Source organism: Salegentibacter maritimus (assembly GCF_016236975.1).
Lineage (GTDB): Bacteria > Bacteroidota > Bacteroidia > Flavobacteriales > Flavobacteriaceae > Salegentibacter > Salegentibacter maritimus.
Genome location: NZ_JAEHNY010000003.1, coordinates 188,623 through 205,439, shown reverse-complemented (window position 1 = coordinate 205,439; position 16,817 = coordinate 188,623). Strand labels below are relative to the sequence as shown.

15 protein-coding genes are annotated in these 16,817 nt (G+C 37.9%); 6 read left to right on the top strand and 9 right to left on the bottom strand.

The features are described 5' to 3' along the window. Position 1: 1 nt before the first annotated feature. From I6U50_RS04540 to I6U50_RS04510, 7 genes are all read right to left on the bottom strand, one after another. Positions 2-715 carry an energy transducer TonB family protein gene (locus tag I6U50_RS04540; RefSeq protein WP_198638071.1) on the bottom strand — a complete coding sequence of 238 codons (714 nt, stop codon included), beginning with the start codon at positions 713-715 and terminating at the stop codon, positions 2-4. 31 nt (positions 716-746) lie between these two features. Then, on the bottom strand, positions 747-1,460 hold the full coding sequence (gene truB, locus I6U50_RS04535) for a tRNA pseudouridine(55) synthase TruB (RefSeq protein WP_198637999.1): 714 nt from the start codon (positions 1,458-1,460) through the stop codon (positions 747-749). A gap of 18 nt (positions 1,461-1,478) precedes the next feature. Next, positions 1,479-2,273 carry an undecaprenyl-diphosphate phosphatase gene (locus tag I6U50_RS04530; RefSeq protein WP_193711405.1) on the bottom strand — a complete coding sequence of 265 codons (795 nt, stop codon included), beginning with the start codon at positions 2,271-2,273 and terminating at the stop codon, positions 1,479-1,481. Between the two features lie 4 nt (positions 2,274-2,277). Beyond that, the gene (locus I6U50_RS04525) at positions 2,278-2,529 is read right to left on the bottom strand and encodes a DUF3098 domain-containing protein (protein ID WP_198637998.1); all 252 of its coding nucleotides are present in this window, start codon (positions 2,527-2,529) and stop codon (positions 2,278-2,280) included. 217 nt (positions 2,530-2,746) lie between these two features. Beyond that, positions 2,747-3,082: a hypothetical protein gene (locus I6U50_RS04520; protein WP_193711403.1), complete on the bottom strand. Its 336-nt coding sequence runs from the start codon at positions 3,080-3,082 to the stop codon at positions 2,747-2,749. A 302-nt stretch (positions 3,083-3,384) separates the two neighbouring features. After that, positions 3,385-4,011 carry a metallophosphatase domain-containing protein gene (locus I6U50_RS04515; protein ID WP_198637997.1) on the bottom strand — a complete coding sequence of 209 codons (627 nt, stop codon included), beginning with the start codon at positions 4,009-4,011 and terminating at the stop codon, positions 3,385-3,387. Positions 4,012-4,181: 170 nt separating this feature from the next. After that, a complete protein-coding gene (locus I6U50_RS04510; protein WP_193711401.1) occupies positions 4,182-4,391 on the bottom strand; it encodes a hypothetical protein in 210 nt (69 codons plus the stop codon). Between the two features lie 182 nt (positions 4,392-4,573). On the opposite strand from I6U50_RS04510, the gene I6U50_RS04505 reads away from it, so the two are divergent. Beyond that, complete coding sequence (locus I6U50_RS04505; protein ID WP_198637996.1) at positions 4,574-6,097, top strand: AsmA family protein; 1,524 nt, start codon at positions 4,574-4,576, stop codon at positions 6,095-6,097. Here I6U50_RS04505 and I6U50_RS04500 read toward each other — a convergent pair. Further along, positions 6,094-6,924, bottom strand: coding sequence for a universal stress protein (locus I6U50_RS04500; protein WP_193711399.1), 831 nt, complete (start codon positions 6,922-6,924; stop codon positions 6,094-6,096). The genes I6U50_RS04505 and I6U50_RS04500 overlap by 4 nt on opposite strands. Before the next feature lie 159 nt (positions 6,925-7,083). On the opposite strand from I6U50_RS04500, the gene rimP reads away from it, so the two are divergent. Genes rimP through infB form a run of 3 tightly spaced genes read left to right on the top strand, consistent with a single transcriptional unit; the run spans position 7,084 to position 11,624 of the window. After that, a complete protein-coding gene (gene rimP, locus I6U50_RS04495) occupies positions 7,084-7,545 on the top strand; it encodes a ribosome assembly cofactor RimP (RefSeq protein ID WP_193711398.1) in 462 nt (153 codons plus the stop codon). 13 nt (positions 7,546-7,558) lie between these two features. Then, positions 7,559-8,791: a transcription termination factor NusA gene (gene nusA, locus I6U50_RS04490; RefSeq protein WP_198628615.1), complete on the top strand. Its 1,233-nt coding sequence runs from the start codon at positions 7,559-7,561 to the stop codon at positions 8,789-8,791. Between the two features lie 55 nt (positions 8,792-8,846). Further along, positions 8,847-11,624 carry a translation initiation factor IF-2 gene (infB, locus tag I6U50_RS04485; RefSeq protein ID WP_193711396.1) on the top strand — a complete coding sequence of 926 codons (2,778 nt, stop codon included), beginning with the start codon at positions 8,847-8,849 and terminating at the stop codon, positions 11,622-11,624. Between the two features lie 82 nt (positions 11,625-11,706). Here the strand turns inward: infB and I6U50_RS04480 are convergent, their stop codons facing one another. Further along, a complete protein-coding gene (locus I6U50_RS04480) occupies positions 11,707-12,096 on the bottom strand; it encodes an SPOR domain-containing protein (protein WP_198628613.1) in 390 nt (129 codons plus the stop codon). 222 nt (positions 12,097-12,318) lie between these two features. Here I6U50_RS04480 and I6U50_RS04475 point away from each other — a divergent pair, with 222 nt between their 5' ends. Both I6U50_RS04475 and I6U50_RS04470 read left to right on the top strand, forming a co-directional pair. Beyond that, the gene (locus I6U50_RS04475; protein WP_198637995.1) at positions 12,319-13,677 is read left to right on the top strand and encodes a cytochrome c3 family protein; all 1,359 of its coding nucleotides are present in this window, start codon (positions 12,319-12,321) and stop codon (positions 13,675-13,677) included. 53 nt (positions 13,678-13,730) lie between these two features. Then, positions 13,731-16,796 (top strand): TAT-variant-translocated molybdopterin oxidoreductase, encoded by a 3,066-nt coding sequence (locus I6U50_RS04470; RefSeq protein WP_198637994.1) that lies wholly within the window; start codon positions 13,731-13,733, stop codon positions 16,794-16,796. The last annotated feature ends 21 nt before the right edge of the window (positions 16,797-16,817 follow it).

Here is a 16,817-nt window from a genome sequence, read left to right as displayed (position 1 = left end):
ATTAGGGTTTAAAATTATAGGTGATTGTGCCGGGTTGTGCATTTCGGCCCGCTAACTTCGAAAATACAGCATTTTTAGCATAGGATAATGCCTTTTCGGTTAAGCATTCATTGTTTGAGCTAGAACTTGCTTTGTTTATAGCAGTGCTGGTTACCCTTCCCTGGGTATTTACAGTGATATTTACTACAATTTTCCCAGGGGTATCGCAGGTATATATAGGGTTTGGAATAGAAATCGCGTTTCGACCACGAAGGGAAAACGAGATAGAACTATTTCTTAAACTTCCCGATTGGCTTGAAATGTTTCTGGAAGAATCATCCCCGTCTGATCGTTTTTTGTTTTCCTTTTTTTCTCCGGTAGCTATGCTTCCTTCTGTGTTGGATGAAGATTCTTTTTCTGAACTTTCTTCCTGGTTGCGGCTGTTTTTCTCTAAAATCTTGTCCAGTTCCCGGTTAAAATTTTCTTCTCTAGCCTTTTGATTTTCGTTAAAAGCTCTATGAGTTTCTGGTGATTTCTGGTTGGTTTTTGGCTCGGGATCTTCTTTTGGGCTTTCTTCTTTAGGTTCTTTGGCTTTAATATATTCTTCCAGGTCTACTAACATTTGTTGTTCAAAATCTTTCTTTTGAGAGAGGTTGAAATTATAAAGTCCAAGGATTAGAACCGAACAAAAAAGTAGGGTAAGAATAAGTGCTTTATGTTTTTCAAAAAAACCCATTGCTATAAAACAAAACCTGAGTTGGTTTATTTTATGCTGAAGGTAATAATTTTTCAAAAGACTCAAGGTCTAAAGCACTTTTTATGTTGAACTCTCCAACCCGGGTCCTTTTTAATGCCGAAAGATAAGCACCGGAATGAAGTGCCTTGCCAAAATCGTTTGCTATGCTTCTTATATAAGTGCCTTTGCTGCAAACTATCCTGAAATCTACTTGAGGGAACCTTGAGGCATCAACCTCAAATTCTTTTATTGTGACAGGTCGGCTATTAACCTTAACTTCTTCTCCCTTTCTGGCATATTCGTAAAGGCGTTTTCCATCTTTTTTTAAAGCTGAAAAAACAGGAGGTACCTGTTCAATTTCGCCGGTTAGCTGGAGAGCAGCCGCTTCTATGTTTTCTTTAGAAATATGCTTGGTTTCAAAAGTTTTGTCAACTTCGGTTTCCATATCAAAAGATGGCGTGGTGGCTCCCAGGGTAAAAGTGCCGGTATATTCCTTTTCGGTTCCCTGTAATTCGGGAATTTTTTTTGTAAATTTTCCGGTACATATTACCAAAACCCCATCTGCCAGGGGGTCTAAAGTGCCGGCGTGACCTACCTTAATTTTTTTTATGTCGAAGCTTTTTCTAATTAACCAACGTACTTTATTTACCAGTTGAAAGGAAGTCCACTCCAGGGGTTTATTAAAAACGAGAATCTGGCCGTTCTTAAAATCATCGGGAGTAAATTTTTTACTTGCGGTAGTCATAAAGGCTGTTTGAGGTTTCTAATTATAATATGCAACGGCTATAGAAACAATTCCTGCTATAAAACAATAAATCGCAAAATAGGAAAGTTTGCTTTTTCTTACAATGCTAATCATCCACGTGCAAGCTGCAAGTCCTGCTATAAATGAAGTTGCAAAACCTATTGCGAGTACCGGAAAAGAGGTAGTGCTTTCCATTAAATTACCGTCTAGAAGGTCTTTGGCAATTTTACCTAATATTAATGGTACCACCATTAAAAAAGAAAATCTTGCGGCTTTGGTTTTATCGTTACCTAATAGCACCGATGTGGAGATGGTAGCACCACTTCTGGATATACCGGGTAAAATTGCAATGGCCTGGGCTACACCAATAACAAAGGCATTATTGTAGCTTACCGGTTTGTTGGTGTTTTTGGCTTTGTCTGCCAGCCATAGTAGGAGTGCCGTAACGATAAGCATGAAACCAACAAAAATTATATTTCCGCCAAATAAACCTTCTAATTGCTCCTCAAAGAAAAGTCCAACCAGGGCTGCGGGAATCATAGAAAGTACAATTTTGAGCGAAAACTGAAACTCTTCGTTCCATTTAAATTTTAGAAATCCCCTTAAAATTTCCATCACATCTTTTCTAAATACCACTATAGTACTCAAAGCAGTTGCGGCGTGGAGAATTACAGTAAATAGTAGAGATTCGCTAGGTATGCTATTATCGCCTAACAATGCTTTACCGAGCTCCAGGTGCCCGCTTGAGGAAACAGGTAAAAATTCGGTTAGCCCCTGGATGACTCCAAGAATGGCAGCGTCTAATTCGTTCAATGTATTATTTTTTTGGATTTAAAAGAATTGCATATACTTCTATGGCGAAGCCAAGAAGCACTAAGGCTGGTGCCAATCTAATGCGTTGAAAGTTATAGATATCGGGGTTAAAGGTATTGGGGTCTTCGCTACCGCCACCTGCCATTAATATAAACCCCAGGCTAATAACTGCTAGCCCAATAAACATAAATTTATAATTCTTTTTTTCAAAAATGAAGTACTTCTTATGATCTGTAGGTTGTTGATTTTTGCTCATAATATCTGATTAACGCTGCAAAAGTGTTTGAATTGTGGCTTTTTACTGAAAAAGTTCAAAATTAACCAATTTATGTGAGACAGGCCTAAGCTATGTGGCTAATAATAACCGAATAAAAAAGCCGTCTAAAAGATTTTATAATTGTCATCCTGAATTCGGTTCAGTTTGACAGGTATACACGTTTTAGACGGCTTATGGGGTGTGGGAGCTTATAATGCTAAGCTGCCCGGTATATGTTGTAATGACTTAATGCCTCCTGATAAAATAGAATACTTTTCTTATCTTTCTTTAGGCAGGATTTTAGAAAACGTTCTAAATCCTGGCATTCGAAAGTAATTCCTGTATATTTTCTTTTTCCTACAGGTATCTGTAAATCTACCGTGTGCTTTTTATAATTAATTTGAACATTTTTGGCGTCAAAATATTTTTTAATAATGGCACGGTGCAATATTGTGTAATTTGAATTTTTTTCTGATTTAAGGTGAAAGATACTATGGGAAATTAAGCTCTTAAAATCATCTAGAGTTGTATCAGGATTAGGATTTAATTTCATAGTTATTGGTATTATAGGTGTTAGCGTTGGCTAAATTACACTTAGATTTCTTTATCTCTGTTAAAAAACATTTAATAATCCTGTGATTAGCAAATATTTAACGACTAAAGTAGGTTTTTTACTTTTAATTAAACCTTAAATAGTTTCAAATGAAAGAATTGCCTTACATATGAATTGAAGATCTTTCTCTATAGCGATTAAAAGAAGTTTTTGTGTTTCTTGGCAGCGAAAAGGGGGTGTAATAACCCAAGGCTAACCTCGAAATTAAACATTGTTTGTAACGAATGTTCAAGGTAGTTTGCTTAAATTAAGATATCTATAGGTTTATGTAGATGCCTGTCCTTATTGTCCAGGCAAGATGCATTAATGAATTTGGTTCCTGTAATAGAAGTGACACCGTAAGAATCGTGAACATGTCCAAAAATATGAATCTTTATTTGGCGTTTTTGCAGGATTTTTAAAAGAGAGGCGCAACCCGCATGCTGCCCATTCTTTAAAATATCCTTAATCTTGTAGGGGGGAGTGTGGGTGATGAGAATTTGAGTGTCTTCTGGAATTTGTTCCCAATGTTTGTTTATACTCTGCGTTTGTTTATTATTAAAAGCCCAGGTGCCGTCTCCGGGAGTTATGGGTGAGCCCCAAAATTTAATGTTGTTAATACTTACGGTATTATCATTTAAATAAGATACATTTTTTGGTATGATTTCTTTAATTTCCTTATCTGAGGCTTTTTCAAAATAAAAGTCGTGATTTCCAGCTATAAATATTTTATGTTTATGTGGTTGGGAAGCAAACCATTCCAGAAAGTTACGAACCTCTCTTTCGGTACCACCTTCGGTAATATCTCCTGCGTGAATTAATATATCGCCATCGGGAATTGAAATTTGTTCGTGTTTGTTATGGGTGTCTGAAATACAAATTAGCTTCATAAAAATGAATATAATGAAAAGGAGCTGTTTAGAAAGATTTTAAAATTTGTATTCTAATTCCAGGCTTTAGATTCTAATTCAGCAAAAGCTTTATGTTCGTAGCAATGGGATTGGCCTGAAAAACAACTAATTTATTTGAAAACTTTTTAATCGGCAATAACCGAAATGCTCTAATTATTTTTTTCTTCAGAAGAAATATAATCCTTATCCAAAGGGAGTAATTTATTAGTTATTTTAGTTAGAGAAAAAGCTATAATTACTGCTGTTACTGCAAAAAATAAAAATTTAATAAGCAGACTATCGCTAAGCGTAAAGCTGTACACCGCCAGAAATATTTCTACGGCTATAAATATTACTTTGATGCTTAGTTTTAAAATCATGAGTTTTACTGGATTGAAGAGCAAATATACAATCAAAAACCATTGAAAATTTGATGTTTATGGCCTTTTACTAAAATTTAACGCAAAGAAAACTTTGGGGTTAAATTTTTAAGTTAAAAACTCTTAAACAGGGACGCTGCGTGTTTTGAAATTGTAAATTTCAATTATAAAAAAATGATAATTTGAAGAAAAGGTTTAAAATAGTTCTTGGTGTTAGTAGTGTTCTTTTAATGTTCCTGGCCATTATTATTGGAGGTAATTTATTTATAGAGCATAAAATAAAAACATCACTAGAAGAAAGTCTTAAAAAAGCTACCTTTAATTATAAGGACTTGAATGCGAGTATGCTGAGTAGAAGTGTTTCCTTAAACAAGGCGGTTTATCGCGATGAAGAAGTAATAATTACTGCCAGGGAGGTGCGAATAGAGGGCGTAGATATTCTGGAGTACCTAAGCAATAAAAATGTAGAAGTTACTAGCTTAGAAATTATTAAGCCCGAAGTAACAATTTTTACAGACGCAATTAGCGGGAAGGAAGAAGATAGTTTGGAGGAAGGGCGTTCGGTAAAACAGCAATTGCTTATTAAATCCCTGAAGATTGTTGATGGTAGCTTTAAAATGACTAAGGAAAATTCGCTTAAGGAGCAGTTTTTTTCTCGCATCCCATCACTTGAAATGAGTGGTGTGAGCGTAGATAGAAAATCTTTAAAAACGGGGCTTCCTTTTGATTATGAATCCCTTCAGTTGGTCTCAGATAGTTTATTCTTTAATCTTAATGAAGAACATGACCTTTTTGTGGAGAAAATAGAAATGCAGGGAGACTCGCTTAATTTTGGTAAATTAAGGATTAAGCCTCTATATAGTAAGCAGGAATTTCAACAGCAAATTCCGTATGAGAAGGATAGGTTCAATTTAATTTTGAATGAATTTACTTTTCATTCTTTTAACTGGAACCTTAAAAATGATTCTCTAAGCTTTCTTAGTGATAAACTTGTAATAGAAGATAGCGATATAAAAATTTATCGCGATAAACGAATAGAGGATGATACCCGGCGAAAACCTATGTATAGTAAAATGATTAGGGAGTTGCCTTTTAAATTAAAACTTGATACTGTTAAAGTGCGGAATTTGAATGTAGGTTATGAAGAATTGGTAAAGGCAAAAAGGGGTGCTGGCAAGGTTAGTTTTAAAAATTTAGATGCCAGTATTTATAATATTACCAATATGGGGATGGATGCAAATGATTTTCCTGAAACAGTTATTGATGTGAAAACTCAATTTATGGGGGAGGCTAATCTTACTGTAAACTGGAATTTTGATATTTCCAGTGCTGTAGATGCATTTGCAATTTCTGGGCAGTTAGATAATATCTCAAGTGAAGGGATTAATAAATTTTTACAGCCGGCTTTAAACGTAAAGGCGCAGGGGGGAATTAAAAATATGCGATTTAATTTCGTGGGAGATAATAAAAGTGCCACAGGTGATATGAAATTGATTTACAACGATTTTAAAGTTGAGGTGCTTCGGGAAGACGGAAAAGAAAAAAATAAGCTCCTTTCTGCTTTAGCAAACCTAATTGTTAATAACAAGGCTACTTCAGCAGAGAAAGAGCAGAGAGATATTAAAACCCAACGGGATCAAACCAGGTCTTTTTGGAATTATTTGTGGAAAAATATTAGAAATGGTGCTTTAAAATCTTTTATCTAAATTTTGAGAGTTAGCACTGGCATGTTTGCGTGATTTACCAAATCTTCGCTAATGCTGCCATTAAAAAAATGGGCCAAACCTTTGCGGCCATGAGTGCCAATTCCAATTAAGGTTTTTGGTTTTTTTAAAGCAAAATTTAGGATTCCTTTCTCTACACTTATATCGTTGTAAATATGTATTTTGTAGTCCTTTACCCTGGTGCCTGAAACGAAGTTTTCTATTCGCTTCCTAACTTCGTTACTTGTAATAAAATTATTAGGAGTGTTTATAAAAAGTATGTGAAATTTAGCTTCGGCCAATATTGCAAAATCGTAAGCGGCTTCCAGGGTGCTTCGGCTGTAAGTGTCTGCATCGGTAGCAAAAATAAAGTTTTGTATTTCAAACTTTTCGTGTTCGTTTTTTATAACAAGAACAGGGATTTTAGAAGAGCGAACCACCTTTTCTGTATTGCTCCCAATAAACATTTCTTTAAATCCGCTTGCGCCGTGGGAACCCATTATAATAATATCACACTTGTATTCTTCGCTTACTTCCATAATACCATCAAAAGCCTGGTGAAACATTACCGTTTCGTGAACTTTTATATCTTTTAAAAAAGGTTTGGCCATTAGCTTGGCAAACCGTTGGTGGGCTAACTTCATAAAAAACAACGATTCCGGTAAATTTTGGTTATTGCCGCTACCTACAGGGTCTATAAGCTGCATAGGTAGCTCTAGCATATGTAAAAGATAGATTTCACTATGGTGCTTTTTTGCCAATTGAGCGGCAATTTTTAAGGCATATTCAGCGGTATCCGAGAAGTCGGTTGGAACGAGGATCTTTTTCATAAATGTTTCTAAGAGATTAAAAATGATTGCTTTATTAAAGTTAAGAATAAAATTTCATTTAAAGTCTGGTTTTCTTTCTCTGAAATTATTATTATATTTGCAGCGTTGAAACTAAAAAAGTACAGCGAGGGGACATAAAGTCCCCTCTTTTTATAAGCTATGTTGCAGGATAAAGTAGAAAATTTGTTGAAGGAAGCTTTTCAGGAAAATAATTCATTATTTTTAATAGACCTTAATGTCTCTAAAGACAACAAGATTTCTGTAGTGATAGATGGTGATAATGGCGTTTCTGTTAACGATTGTATAGCAGTAAGCCGAAAGGTTGAGCATAATCTAGACAGGGATGAAGAAGATTTTTCTTTGGAAGTTAGCTCGGCGGGAGTTTCTGAGCCTTTACACCTGGAGCGGCAGTATCGGAAAAACCTTGGCAGAAAGCTAGAGGTGACTACCAATAACGAAAAAATTGAAGCGACTTTAACTGAAGTAGATCAGAATGGGATTAAGCTTAACTGGAAAGCCAGAGAGCCAAAACCTGTAGGAAAAGGAAAACATACCGTTCAAAAAGAGTTGGTTTTGCCTTATTCTGAAATTACCAGTGCTAAAGTCATGATAACATTTTAACCTCAAAATTGATATGGAAAATATCGCCTTGATTGAGTCATTTTCGGAGTTTAAGGATGACAAATTGATAGATCGTGTAACGCTTATGGCCATCCTTGAAGATGTGTTTAGAAGTGCGTTGAAGAAAAAGTATGGTGAAGACGATAATTTTGATATTATTGTAAACCCAGATAAAGGAGATCTCGAGATTTGGAGAAATAGGGTTGTGGTTGCCGATGGAGAGGTAGAGGATCCTAATCAGGAAATTTCTCTTACCGAGGCCAGGAAAATTGAGCCTGATTTTGAAGTTGGAGAGGACGTTTCAGAAGAAGTGAAACTTGTAGATTTAGGGCGTCGTGCTATTTTAGCTTTAAGGCAAAACCTTATTTCTAAAATTCACGAACATGATAACACTAATATTTTTAAGCATTTTAAAGAGCTTGAAGGTGAGATATACACTGCAGAGGTTCACCATATTAGGCATAGGGCGATTATCTTGTTAGACGACGAGGGGAATGAGATTGTTTTACCAAAAGACCGGCAAATTCCTTCAGATTTTTTCAGAAAAGGAGATAATGTTAAAGGAATAATAGAAAGCGTTGAGCTTAAAGGAAATAAGCCAACCATTATACTTTCGCGTACCGCTCCGGTTTTTCTTGAGAAATTGTTTGAACAGGAAATCCCTGAGGTATTTGATGGCTTAATCACTATACAGAATGTAGTTCGTGTCCCTGGTGAAAAGGCAAAAGTAGCGGTAGATACTTATGATGATAGAATAGATCCGGTTGGAGCTTGTGTAGGGATGAAAGGATCTAGAATTCATAGTATTGTGCGTGAACTGGGGAATGAGAATATAGATGTGATTAATTTCACCAATAATGACCAATTGTATATTACCAGGGCTTTAAGTCCTGCGAAAATAACATCTATTAAACTAGATGAAGAAAATAAAACCGCTGAGGTAATGCTTAAGCCTGAAGAGGTGTCTAAAGCTATTGGTCGTGGAGGGCATAATATTAGATTGGCCGGGCAGCTAACCGGTTATGAAATAGATGTTTTCAGAGAAGGAGTTGAAGAAGATGTAGAGTTAAAAGAATTCTCTGATGAAATTGAAAGTTGGGTGATTAAGGAGTTTTCAAGAGTTGGACTGGACACTGCGAAAAGTGTTTTGGAACAGGAATTGGAAGACCTTATTAGGCTTACCGACTTAGAAGAAGAAACCATTCGTGAAGTGGTGAAGGTTTTAAGAGAAGAATTTGAGGAGTAGTAAAATATTCATTAGAATATAAATAATTAAAAGAGGTTAATTTAGAGGGCAATTTATGGCTGAAGCAAAAACAATGCGACTAAACAAAGTATTACGTGAATTCAATATTTCGTTAGACCGGGCTGTAGAATTTTTAAATTCTAAAGGTCACGATATAGAAGCACGTCCTACTACTAAAATCTCATCCGAAGTTTATCAGGTGCTTTCTGATGAATTTGAGACCGACAAATCCAAGAAAGTTGAGTCTAAAGAGGTGGGTGAAGAAAAGAGAAAGGAGAAGGAAGAATTGCGTTTAGCAAGAGAAAAAGAGCTTGAAGAAAAGCGCAAGGCCGAGGAGAAGAAAGAAGATGAGCGGCGTAAAGAAGAAACAGAAGTTTCTTCAAGAACAAAATTGGCTGGTCCGAAAAAAGTAGGCAAGATTGACTTGGAGCCTAAGCCAAAGCCAAAAGCTAAAAAAGAAGAAGAAAAGCCAAAGCCAGTGCAGCCTGAACAGCCCAAGGAAGCCAAGAAGCCTGAAGCCAAAACCCCTGAAGTTAAGAAAGCAGAAGTCAGGAAAGATAAGTCTGATGCTGTAAAACCAAAAGAAGAAACCTCTCCTAAAGAAGAGCAAAAGCCTCAGGCGCCTGGGAAGACCGAAGCCGGATCTTCTGAAAAGGAAGAAGTAAAAGAGGTTGAGTCTACCACTCATAAGACCAATTACACTAAGCTTGATGGGCCTAATTTTACCGGGAAGAAAATTGACCTTTCTCAATTTAAAAAGCCGGAAAAGAAAAAAGATGACAAGAAGGCTGCCGAGGATAAAAAGGAAAAAGATAAGCGCAAGAAACGTAGGCGTAGAATTAGTAAAGATGTGAAGCCCGGAGGGGCTCACCAGGGAGGTAAGAAAAATCCAAGGAAAAGATCTAAACCTATTGCTAAAGAAGAGCCTAGCGAAGAAGAAGTGCAAAAGCAGGTTCGTGAGACCCTTGAAAAACTTCAGGGTAAATCCGGTAAGGGTAAGGGAGCTAAATATAGAAGAGATAAAAGGGATCAACACCGTCAACGTTCAGAAGATGATCTTGCTCAGCAGGAGACAGATAGTAAAACTTTAAAGGTTACAGAATTTGTAACCGTTAGTGAAGTTGCTACGATGATGGATGTGCCGGTAACGAAAGTAATTTCGGCTTGTATGTCTCTTGGAATGATGGTAACGATGAATCAGCGTTTAGATGCTGAGACCCTTTCTATTGTGGCAGATGAATTTGGTTATGAAGTTGACTTTGTAACAGCAGATATTGATGAGGTTGTAGAAGAGGTTCCTGAGAACCCCGAAGATCTTGAAACTAGGGCGCCAATTGTTACTGTAATGGGGCACGTAGACCACGGTAAGACATCTTTGTTAGATCATATTCGTAAAGAAAATGTTATTGCAGGGGAAAGCGGTGGTATAACACAGCATATTGGAGCTTATGGTGTAAAGCTTAAGAATGGTCAAAAAATGACTTTCCTGGATACTCCGGGGCACGAAGCCTTTACGGCAATGCGTGCGCGTGGAGCTCAGGTAACTGATATAGCAATTATTGTTATTGCTGCCGATGATGATGTGATGCCGCAAACCAAAGAGGCTATTTCACATGCCCAGGCTGCAGGTGTTCCTATTGTTTTTGCAATTAATAAGGCCGATTTGCCTACGGCGAATCCAGAAAAGATTAAAGAAAAGCTGGCAAGTATGAACTTGCTCGTGGAAGATTGGGGTGGTAAAGTTCAGTCTCACGATATATCAGCTAAAACAGGAATGGGGGTTGAAGATCTTTTGGAGAAGGTTCTATTGGAGTCTGAGATCCTTGAATTAAAAGCTAACCCTAATAAAATAGCCACTGGTACTGTAGTGGAAGCCTTCCTTGATAAAGGAAGGGGATATGTAGCTACTATTCTTGTGCAGGCAGGTACTCTAAAAATTGGAGATTATGTATTGGCAGGTCGCCACAGCGGTAAGGTGAAAGCTATGCACGATGAGCGTGGTCATGAGGTGAAGGAGGCAGGACCTTCAACACCAGTCTCTATTTTGGGTCTGGATGGTGCGCCTCAGGCAGGAGATAAGTTTAAGGTGATGACAGATGAGCGTGAGGCTAAGGATATCGCAGCTAAACGAACTCAGTTGCAGCGTGAGCAAACTGTTAGGACTCAGCGTCACATTACACTTGATGAAATTGGACGTAGAATTGCTTTAGGTGACTTTAAAGAGCTTAATATTATCCTTAAAGGTGATGTTGATGGTTCTGTAGAAGCTTTAACCGATAGTTTCCTTAAATTGTCTACTGAAGAAATTCAGGTGAATATAATCCATAAGGGAGTTGGGGCTATCACAGAAAGTGATGTGTTACTTGCTTCGGCATCAGATGCGGTAATCATTGGGTTTAATGTTCGTCCTGCCGGAAACGCAAGGCAGGTAGCTGATAAGGAAGAAATTGATATCAGAACTTATTCTATTATATACGATGCTATTAATGATCTAAAAGATGCGATGGAAGGAATGCTTTCTCCAGAGCTGAAAGAAGAGATTACGGGTACGGCAGAGATTAGAGAGACTTTTAAAATTTCTAAGGTTGGAACCATCGCAGGATGTATGGTTACTTCAGGGAAAATCTATAGAAACTCTGGTGTACGCTTAATTAGAGATGGTGTTGTTATTTATACCGGGGAGCTTGCTTCTTTGAAGCGCTTTAAGGATGATGTGAAAGAAGTTTCTAAAGGATATGATTGCGGTCTTCAGATTAAGAATTACAATGATATTAAAGAAGGAGATGTAGTAGAATCCTTCCGAGAAGTAGAGGTTAAAAAGAAACTGAGATAAACTTGGTTTTAATCTTTAATAAAAAAAGCGGCTGTGAGCCGCTTTTTTTATAGCTGGTTTTGTTGAAGCCTTTCTTGTTGGCTTATTTTCGTCTGGGTTTTGGTATAAATGCAGAGGGAAAATTTTCTTTTATCTTTAAAAGGGCCCTGTCTGCCTCCAGCCTGTTTCTGAAATTTCCAACCCATACTTTGTAGTTGGGGGCTTCATAGGCTATAATAGAAGGATATTCAAATTTGCTGCGATACTCTTTAATCACTTCATTAGCTTCGCCATTATTGCCATAGAAAAGTTGGATTTTATAGCGGTCTCCAATTTCATTATCACTGCTCATTTCAGATTTTAACTCTAAGAGTTTAGTTATTTTGTTGTCTTCAGTAATATTCACCTGGCCCTCTTGTGCTGTTAAATTTAGCAAAGAAATGCCTGAGACAAAACAACTTAATAGAAGTTTGTTTAAGCTTAATTTTCTCATAGTTATTTATTTATGGCAAAAGTATAATTTAATAACTTAAACAAGATGTGTTTTATTATTTAGAACTAGTATAAATTACCGATTAACACTTATGTAACATTCCTAAAATCGACTTTAAGTATTACTTTTGTTGCCGAATTTAAAGGTGCGAAATGTTAATATTATTAAGGCTTGAGCCTTTAAAAATCGTACCAAAGTTAAGACGTTAATTCAACTTATAATATGAAAAAGGTGAAATACCGCCATTCAACTTCGCGACTATTGCTCTTAAGTGTAGCATTTTTTATCTCATTCAGTGTTTTGGGAATTGCACAGGAGGAAGCTGCACAAGACGCTTCTTCTGAAGGCCAGGAGCAAACTGATGAATCTTCAGGAGATTCGTCTGCTATGTCAGACCTTGGGGATCCCGCGAATGGGAAATCCCTGTTTAATTCACTTTGTGCAGCATGTCACAAGCCTTACTCTGCTTCTATTGGTCCGGCCCTTCATGGGATTACCGAAAAGAGGGATATGGATTGGTTGTACCGGTGGATTAAGAACAGTCAGGAGTTAATCGCTTCTGGAGATGATGAGGCTGTTGCGATATACGAAGAGTATAATCAAACGGCTATGCCGGCGTTCCCTCAACTGTCAGATGCAGATATTGATGATATACTTGCTTATGTAGAGCAGCCTAAGCCGGAGCCTAAAGCTGCGCAGGCTGGTGCTGAAAGTGCTGGAGGGCAGTCTTCAGGTGGTGGTGTTTCGGTAGATGTTATTTTAGGTATCCTGGTTTTTGTTTTGATAATGTTGCTTACTGTGTTGTTTTTGGTGAACAAGACGCTAAGGAACTTTGCTCAGGCAAGTGGGGTTGTGATTCCAGAAAAAACAAAAGGGAAGCCAATTTGGAAGTCTTTTGTTGAGAACCAATTTCTGGTTCTGGTGAGTGCTGTTTTTGGCTTGCTGGTAATTGGATGGTTTGCTTATGGTTTCTTTATGCAGGTTGGAATAGATCAGGGGTATCAGCCAATTCAGCCTATTCATTATTCCCATAAGATACATGCTGGGGATAACCAGATTGATTGTAAGTATTGTCATTCATCGGCTAGAACCTCTAAAAATGCTGGAATCCCATCTTTAAATGTGTGTATGAATTGCCATGTGACTATCTCAGAGGTTTCTCCGGAGACTGCTACTGCTGAGTATTCAAAGGAGTTTTATGATGGTGAGATAGCTAAGTTGTATGATGCTGTTGGTTGGGATCCTGCCGAGCAAGATTATACAGGGGAAGAAAAGCCTGTGAAATGGGTTAGAATTCATAATTTGCCAGACTTTGCTTACTTTAATCACTCACAACACGTGACTGTTGGTGGAATACAATGTCAAAAATGTCACGGTCCTATCGAGGAGATGGAAGTGGTTTATCAGGATGCGCCGCTAACTATGGGTTGGTGTATAGAGTGTCATCGTGATACCAAAGTTAGGATGGAGGGTAATGAGTATTACGAGAAAATTCACGAAGAGTTATCTAAGAAATACGGTGTAGAAGAACTTACTGTTGCTCAAATGGGAGGTCTTGAATGTGCTAAATGCCATTACTAAAAATTTTTTCCCGGTTGTTCGGGGTTAATAAAGAAGTTAATATCTAGATATATATGTCATCAAACAAAAAATACTGGAAAAGTGTTGAAGAGCTAAATGAAAACAGCTCTGTTGTTGAGACGCTCCAACAAAAAGAATTTGCTGAAGAAATTCCGGTTAATGAATTCCTTGGGGATAAAGATTCGCTTGAGAGTTCAAAAACCTCACGAAGGGATTTCTTGAAATATGTTGGGTTTAGTACGGCAGCAGCTTCACTGGCTGCATGTGAAGGGCCTGTTATTAAATCTATACCTTACGTTGTGCAGCCGGAGCGTATTGTTCCCGGGGTTGCTAATTACTATGCCTCTACAATTGCAGATGGTTTTGATTTTGCGAGTGTGTTAGTAAAAACAAGGGAAGGTAGGCCTATAAAAATTGAAAATAATGACTTGTCGAAAGCTAAAGGAGGGGTGAATGCTCGTGTACAGGCTTCGGTATTGTCAATGTATGATTCTAATAGGGTTAGACGCCCAATGATTGAAGGGAAGAATGTGTCTTGGGAGGAGTTTGATCGCCAGGTCGGATCTGCTCTTGATAGTGTTTCTGGAGATATCTTGTTGTTAACTCAAACTTTTGCAAGTCCTTCAACTACAAAATTGATTAATGAATTTTCGGAAAAGTATCCTAATGTACGTCATGTAGTTTATGATACTGTTTCTGAAAGTGATGCTTTGAATGCTTATCAGGCCAAATTTGGGATGCGTGCATTACCGAATTATGATTTTTCTAAAGCGGAAACCATTGTTTCTATTGGTGCTGATTTCCTTGGTGATTGGCAGGGGGGTGGTTATGATGCTGGATATGCAAAAGGGCGTATTCCTGAGAAGGGTAAGATGTCAAGGCATATCCAATTTGAATCTAATATGAGTTTAACAGGTGCGAATGCTGATAAGCGTTACCCTGTTACCCCTTCGCAGCAAAAAGCTGTGTTGGCGGCTTTATATGGCTATGTTTCTGGAAGTTCTTCTACCAGTAATTTACCGGCCGAAATAGATGATGCTGTTGTGAAAGCAGCCAGTCAATTGAGAAAAGCTGGAAGTGGGGCTGTGGTTGTTTCTGGTATTCCAGATGTGAATGCTCAGGCTATAGTGCTGGCTATTAACGAGGCGCTTGGAAGTCGTGTGATGCATACTGATAATCCTCGTATGATTCGTCAGGGTGATGCTGAAGAGGTGATGCAGGCAGTTGAAGATATGAAGTCTGGTGCTTTTGGAGCGGTATTGATGGCGGGTGTAAACCCGGCTTATTCTTTGCCGAACGCTAAGGAATTCACTGAGGCATTAGCTGGTGTGGATGTTTCTTTAGCTTTTAGTATGAAACCTGATGAAACCGCTGAGCTTTGTAAATTTGTGGCGGCAACTCCTCATTATTTAGAGAGTTGGCAGGATATTCAGTATACTGCTTCAGATTTTGCTTTGATGCAGCCTACTATTAGACCATTATTTGATACAAGGCAGTTTCAGGATTGTTTGTTAAAATGGTCTGGAAATGATAAATCTTATCACGAGTATATAAAAGAAACCTGGAGCGGTAGTATTTCTTCCTGGAATACTGCGTTGCACGATGGTGTTTTTAAAGCTAATTCTCCTGTTGAAGCAGGGGTTTCGCAATCTGAATCTGTAGATATTTCTAGAGCTGTAAGTGAGCTTTCTAGTGATTCTGAGGCTAGTGGAATGGAGTTAACGCTTTACACTAAGCCTTCTATGGGTGATGGGCAGCAAGCCAACAACCCGTGGTTGCAAGAAATGCCAGATCCGTTAACAAGGGCTTCCTGGGATAACTACCTTACTGTTTCAAAAGCCGATGCAGATGCAATGGGGCTTGAGAATGAGAATGTAGCTAATGGTGGCTTAAATGGAAGTTACGCTAATGTAACTTTAGACGGTGTTGTAGTTAAAAATGTGCCTGTGATGATTCAGCCTGGTCAGGCTAAAGGTTCGGTAGGACTTGCTCTTGGCTATGGAAAGAAAGCTGCAATACAAAAGGAAATGCAGGTAGGTGTAAATGCCTATTCTTTATATAAAAACTTAAGCGCAGTTCAATCTGTAAGCATTGAGAAAGCTCCTGGAATTCATGAATTTGCTTGTGTTCAGCTTCATAGTACTTTAATGGGGCGTGGAGATATTATTAAAGAAACTACTTTAGAGATTTTTAATACGAAAGATGCAAAGGAATGGAATGTTGTTCCGCAGGTTTCGTTAGATCACGTTGAAAAGCCTGTGACTTCTCCTGAAGTTGACATGTGGGATAGTTTTGATCGTAGTGTTGGTCATCATTTTAATCTCTCGATAGATCTTAATGCTTGTACCGGTTGTGGTGCGTGTGTTATAGCCTGTCATGCAGAGAATAATGTTCCGGTTGTAGGGAAGAGTGAAGTTAGACGTTCCCGGGATATGCATTGGTTGCGTATTGACAGGTATTATTCTTCTGAAGATAGTTTTATAGACGATCTAGATAAGAAAGAGAATATATCTGGTTTAGGTAGTTCGCTATCTGAATTTGGAGAGTTGGAGGAGCCTGCAGATAATCCTCAGGTGATATTCCAGCCTGTAATGTGCCAGCACTGTAATCACGCTCCGTGTGAAACTGTATGTCCTGTTGCGGCAACTTCTCACGGAAGACAGGGGCAAAATCAAATGATTTATAACCGTTGTGTGGGTACTAGATATTGTGCAAACAACTGCCCTTATAAGGTACGCCGTTTTAACTGGTTTAACTATGCCGAAAATGAGGAGTTTGACTATCATATGAACAACGATCTTGGTAGAATGGTTATTAATCCTGATGTAACTGTGCGTTCTAGAGGGGTTATGGAGAAGTGTTCTATGTGTATCCAGAAAACTCAAAAGACCATTCTTGATGCTAAACGTGAAGGACGTGAAGTTGAAGATGGTGAATTCCAAACTGCTTGTTCTGCAGCTTGTGATAAGGGGGCTATGACATTTGGTGATATTAACAATGAAGGTGCTGTGATTAGAGATAAGAAGGAAGATGATAGAATGTATCATTTATTGGAATATTTAGGTACAAAGCCAAATGTGATGTACCAGACGAAAATTAGAAATACCACAGAAGCTTAATAAATTAATAAAGAAATCAAT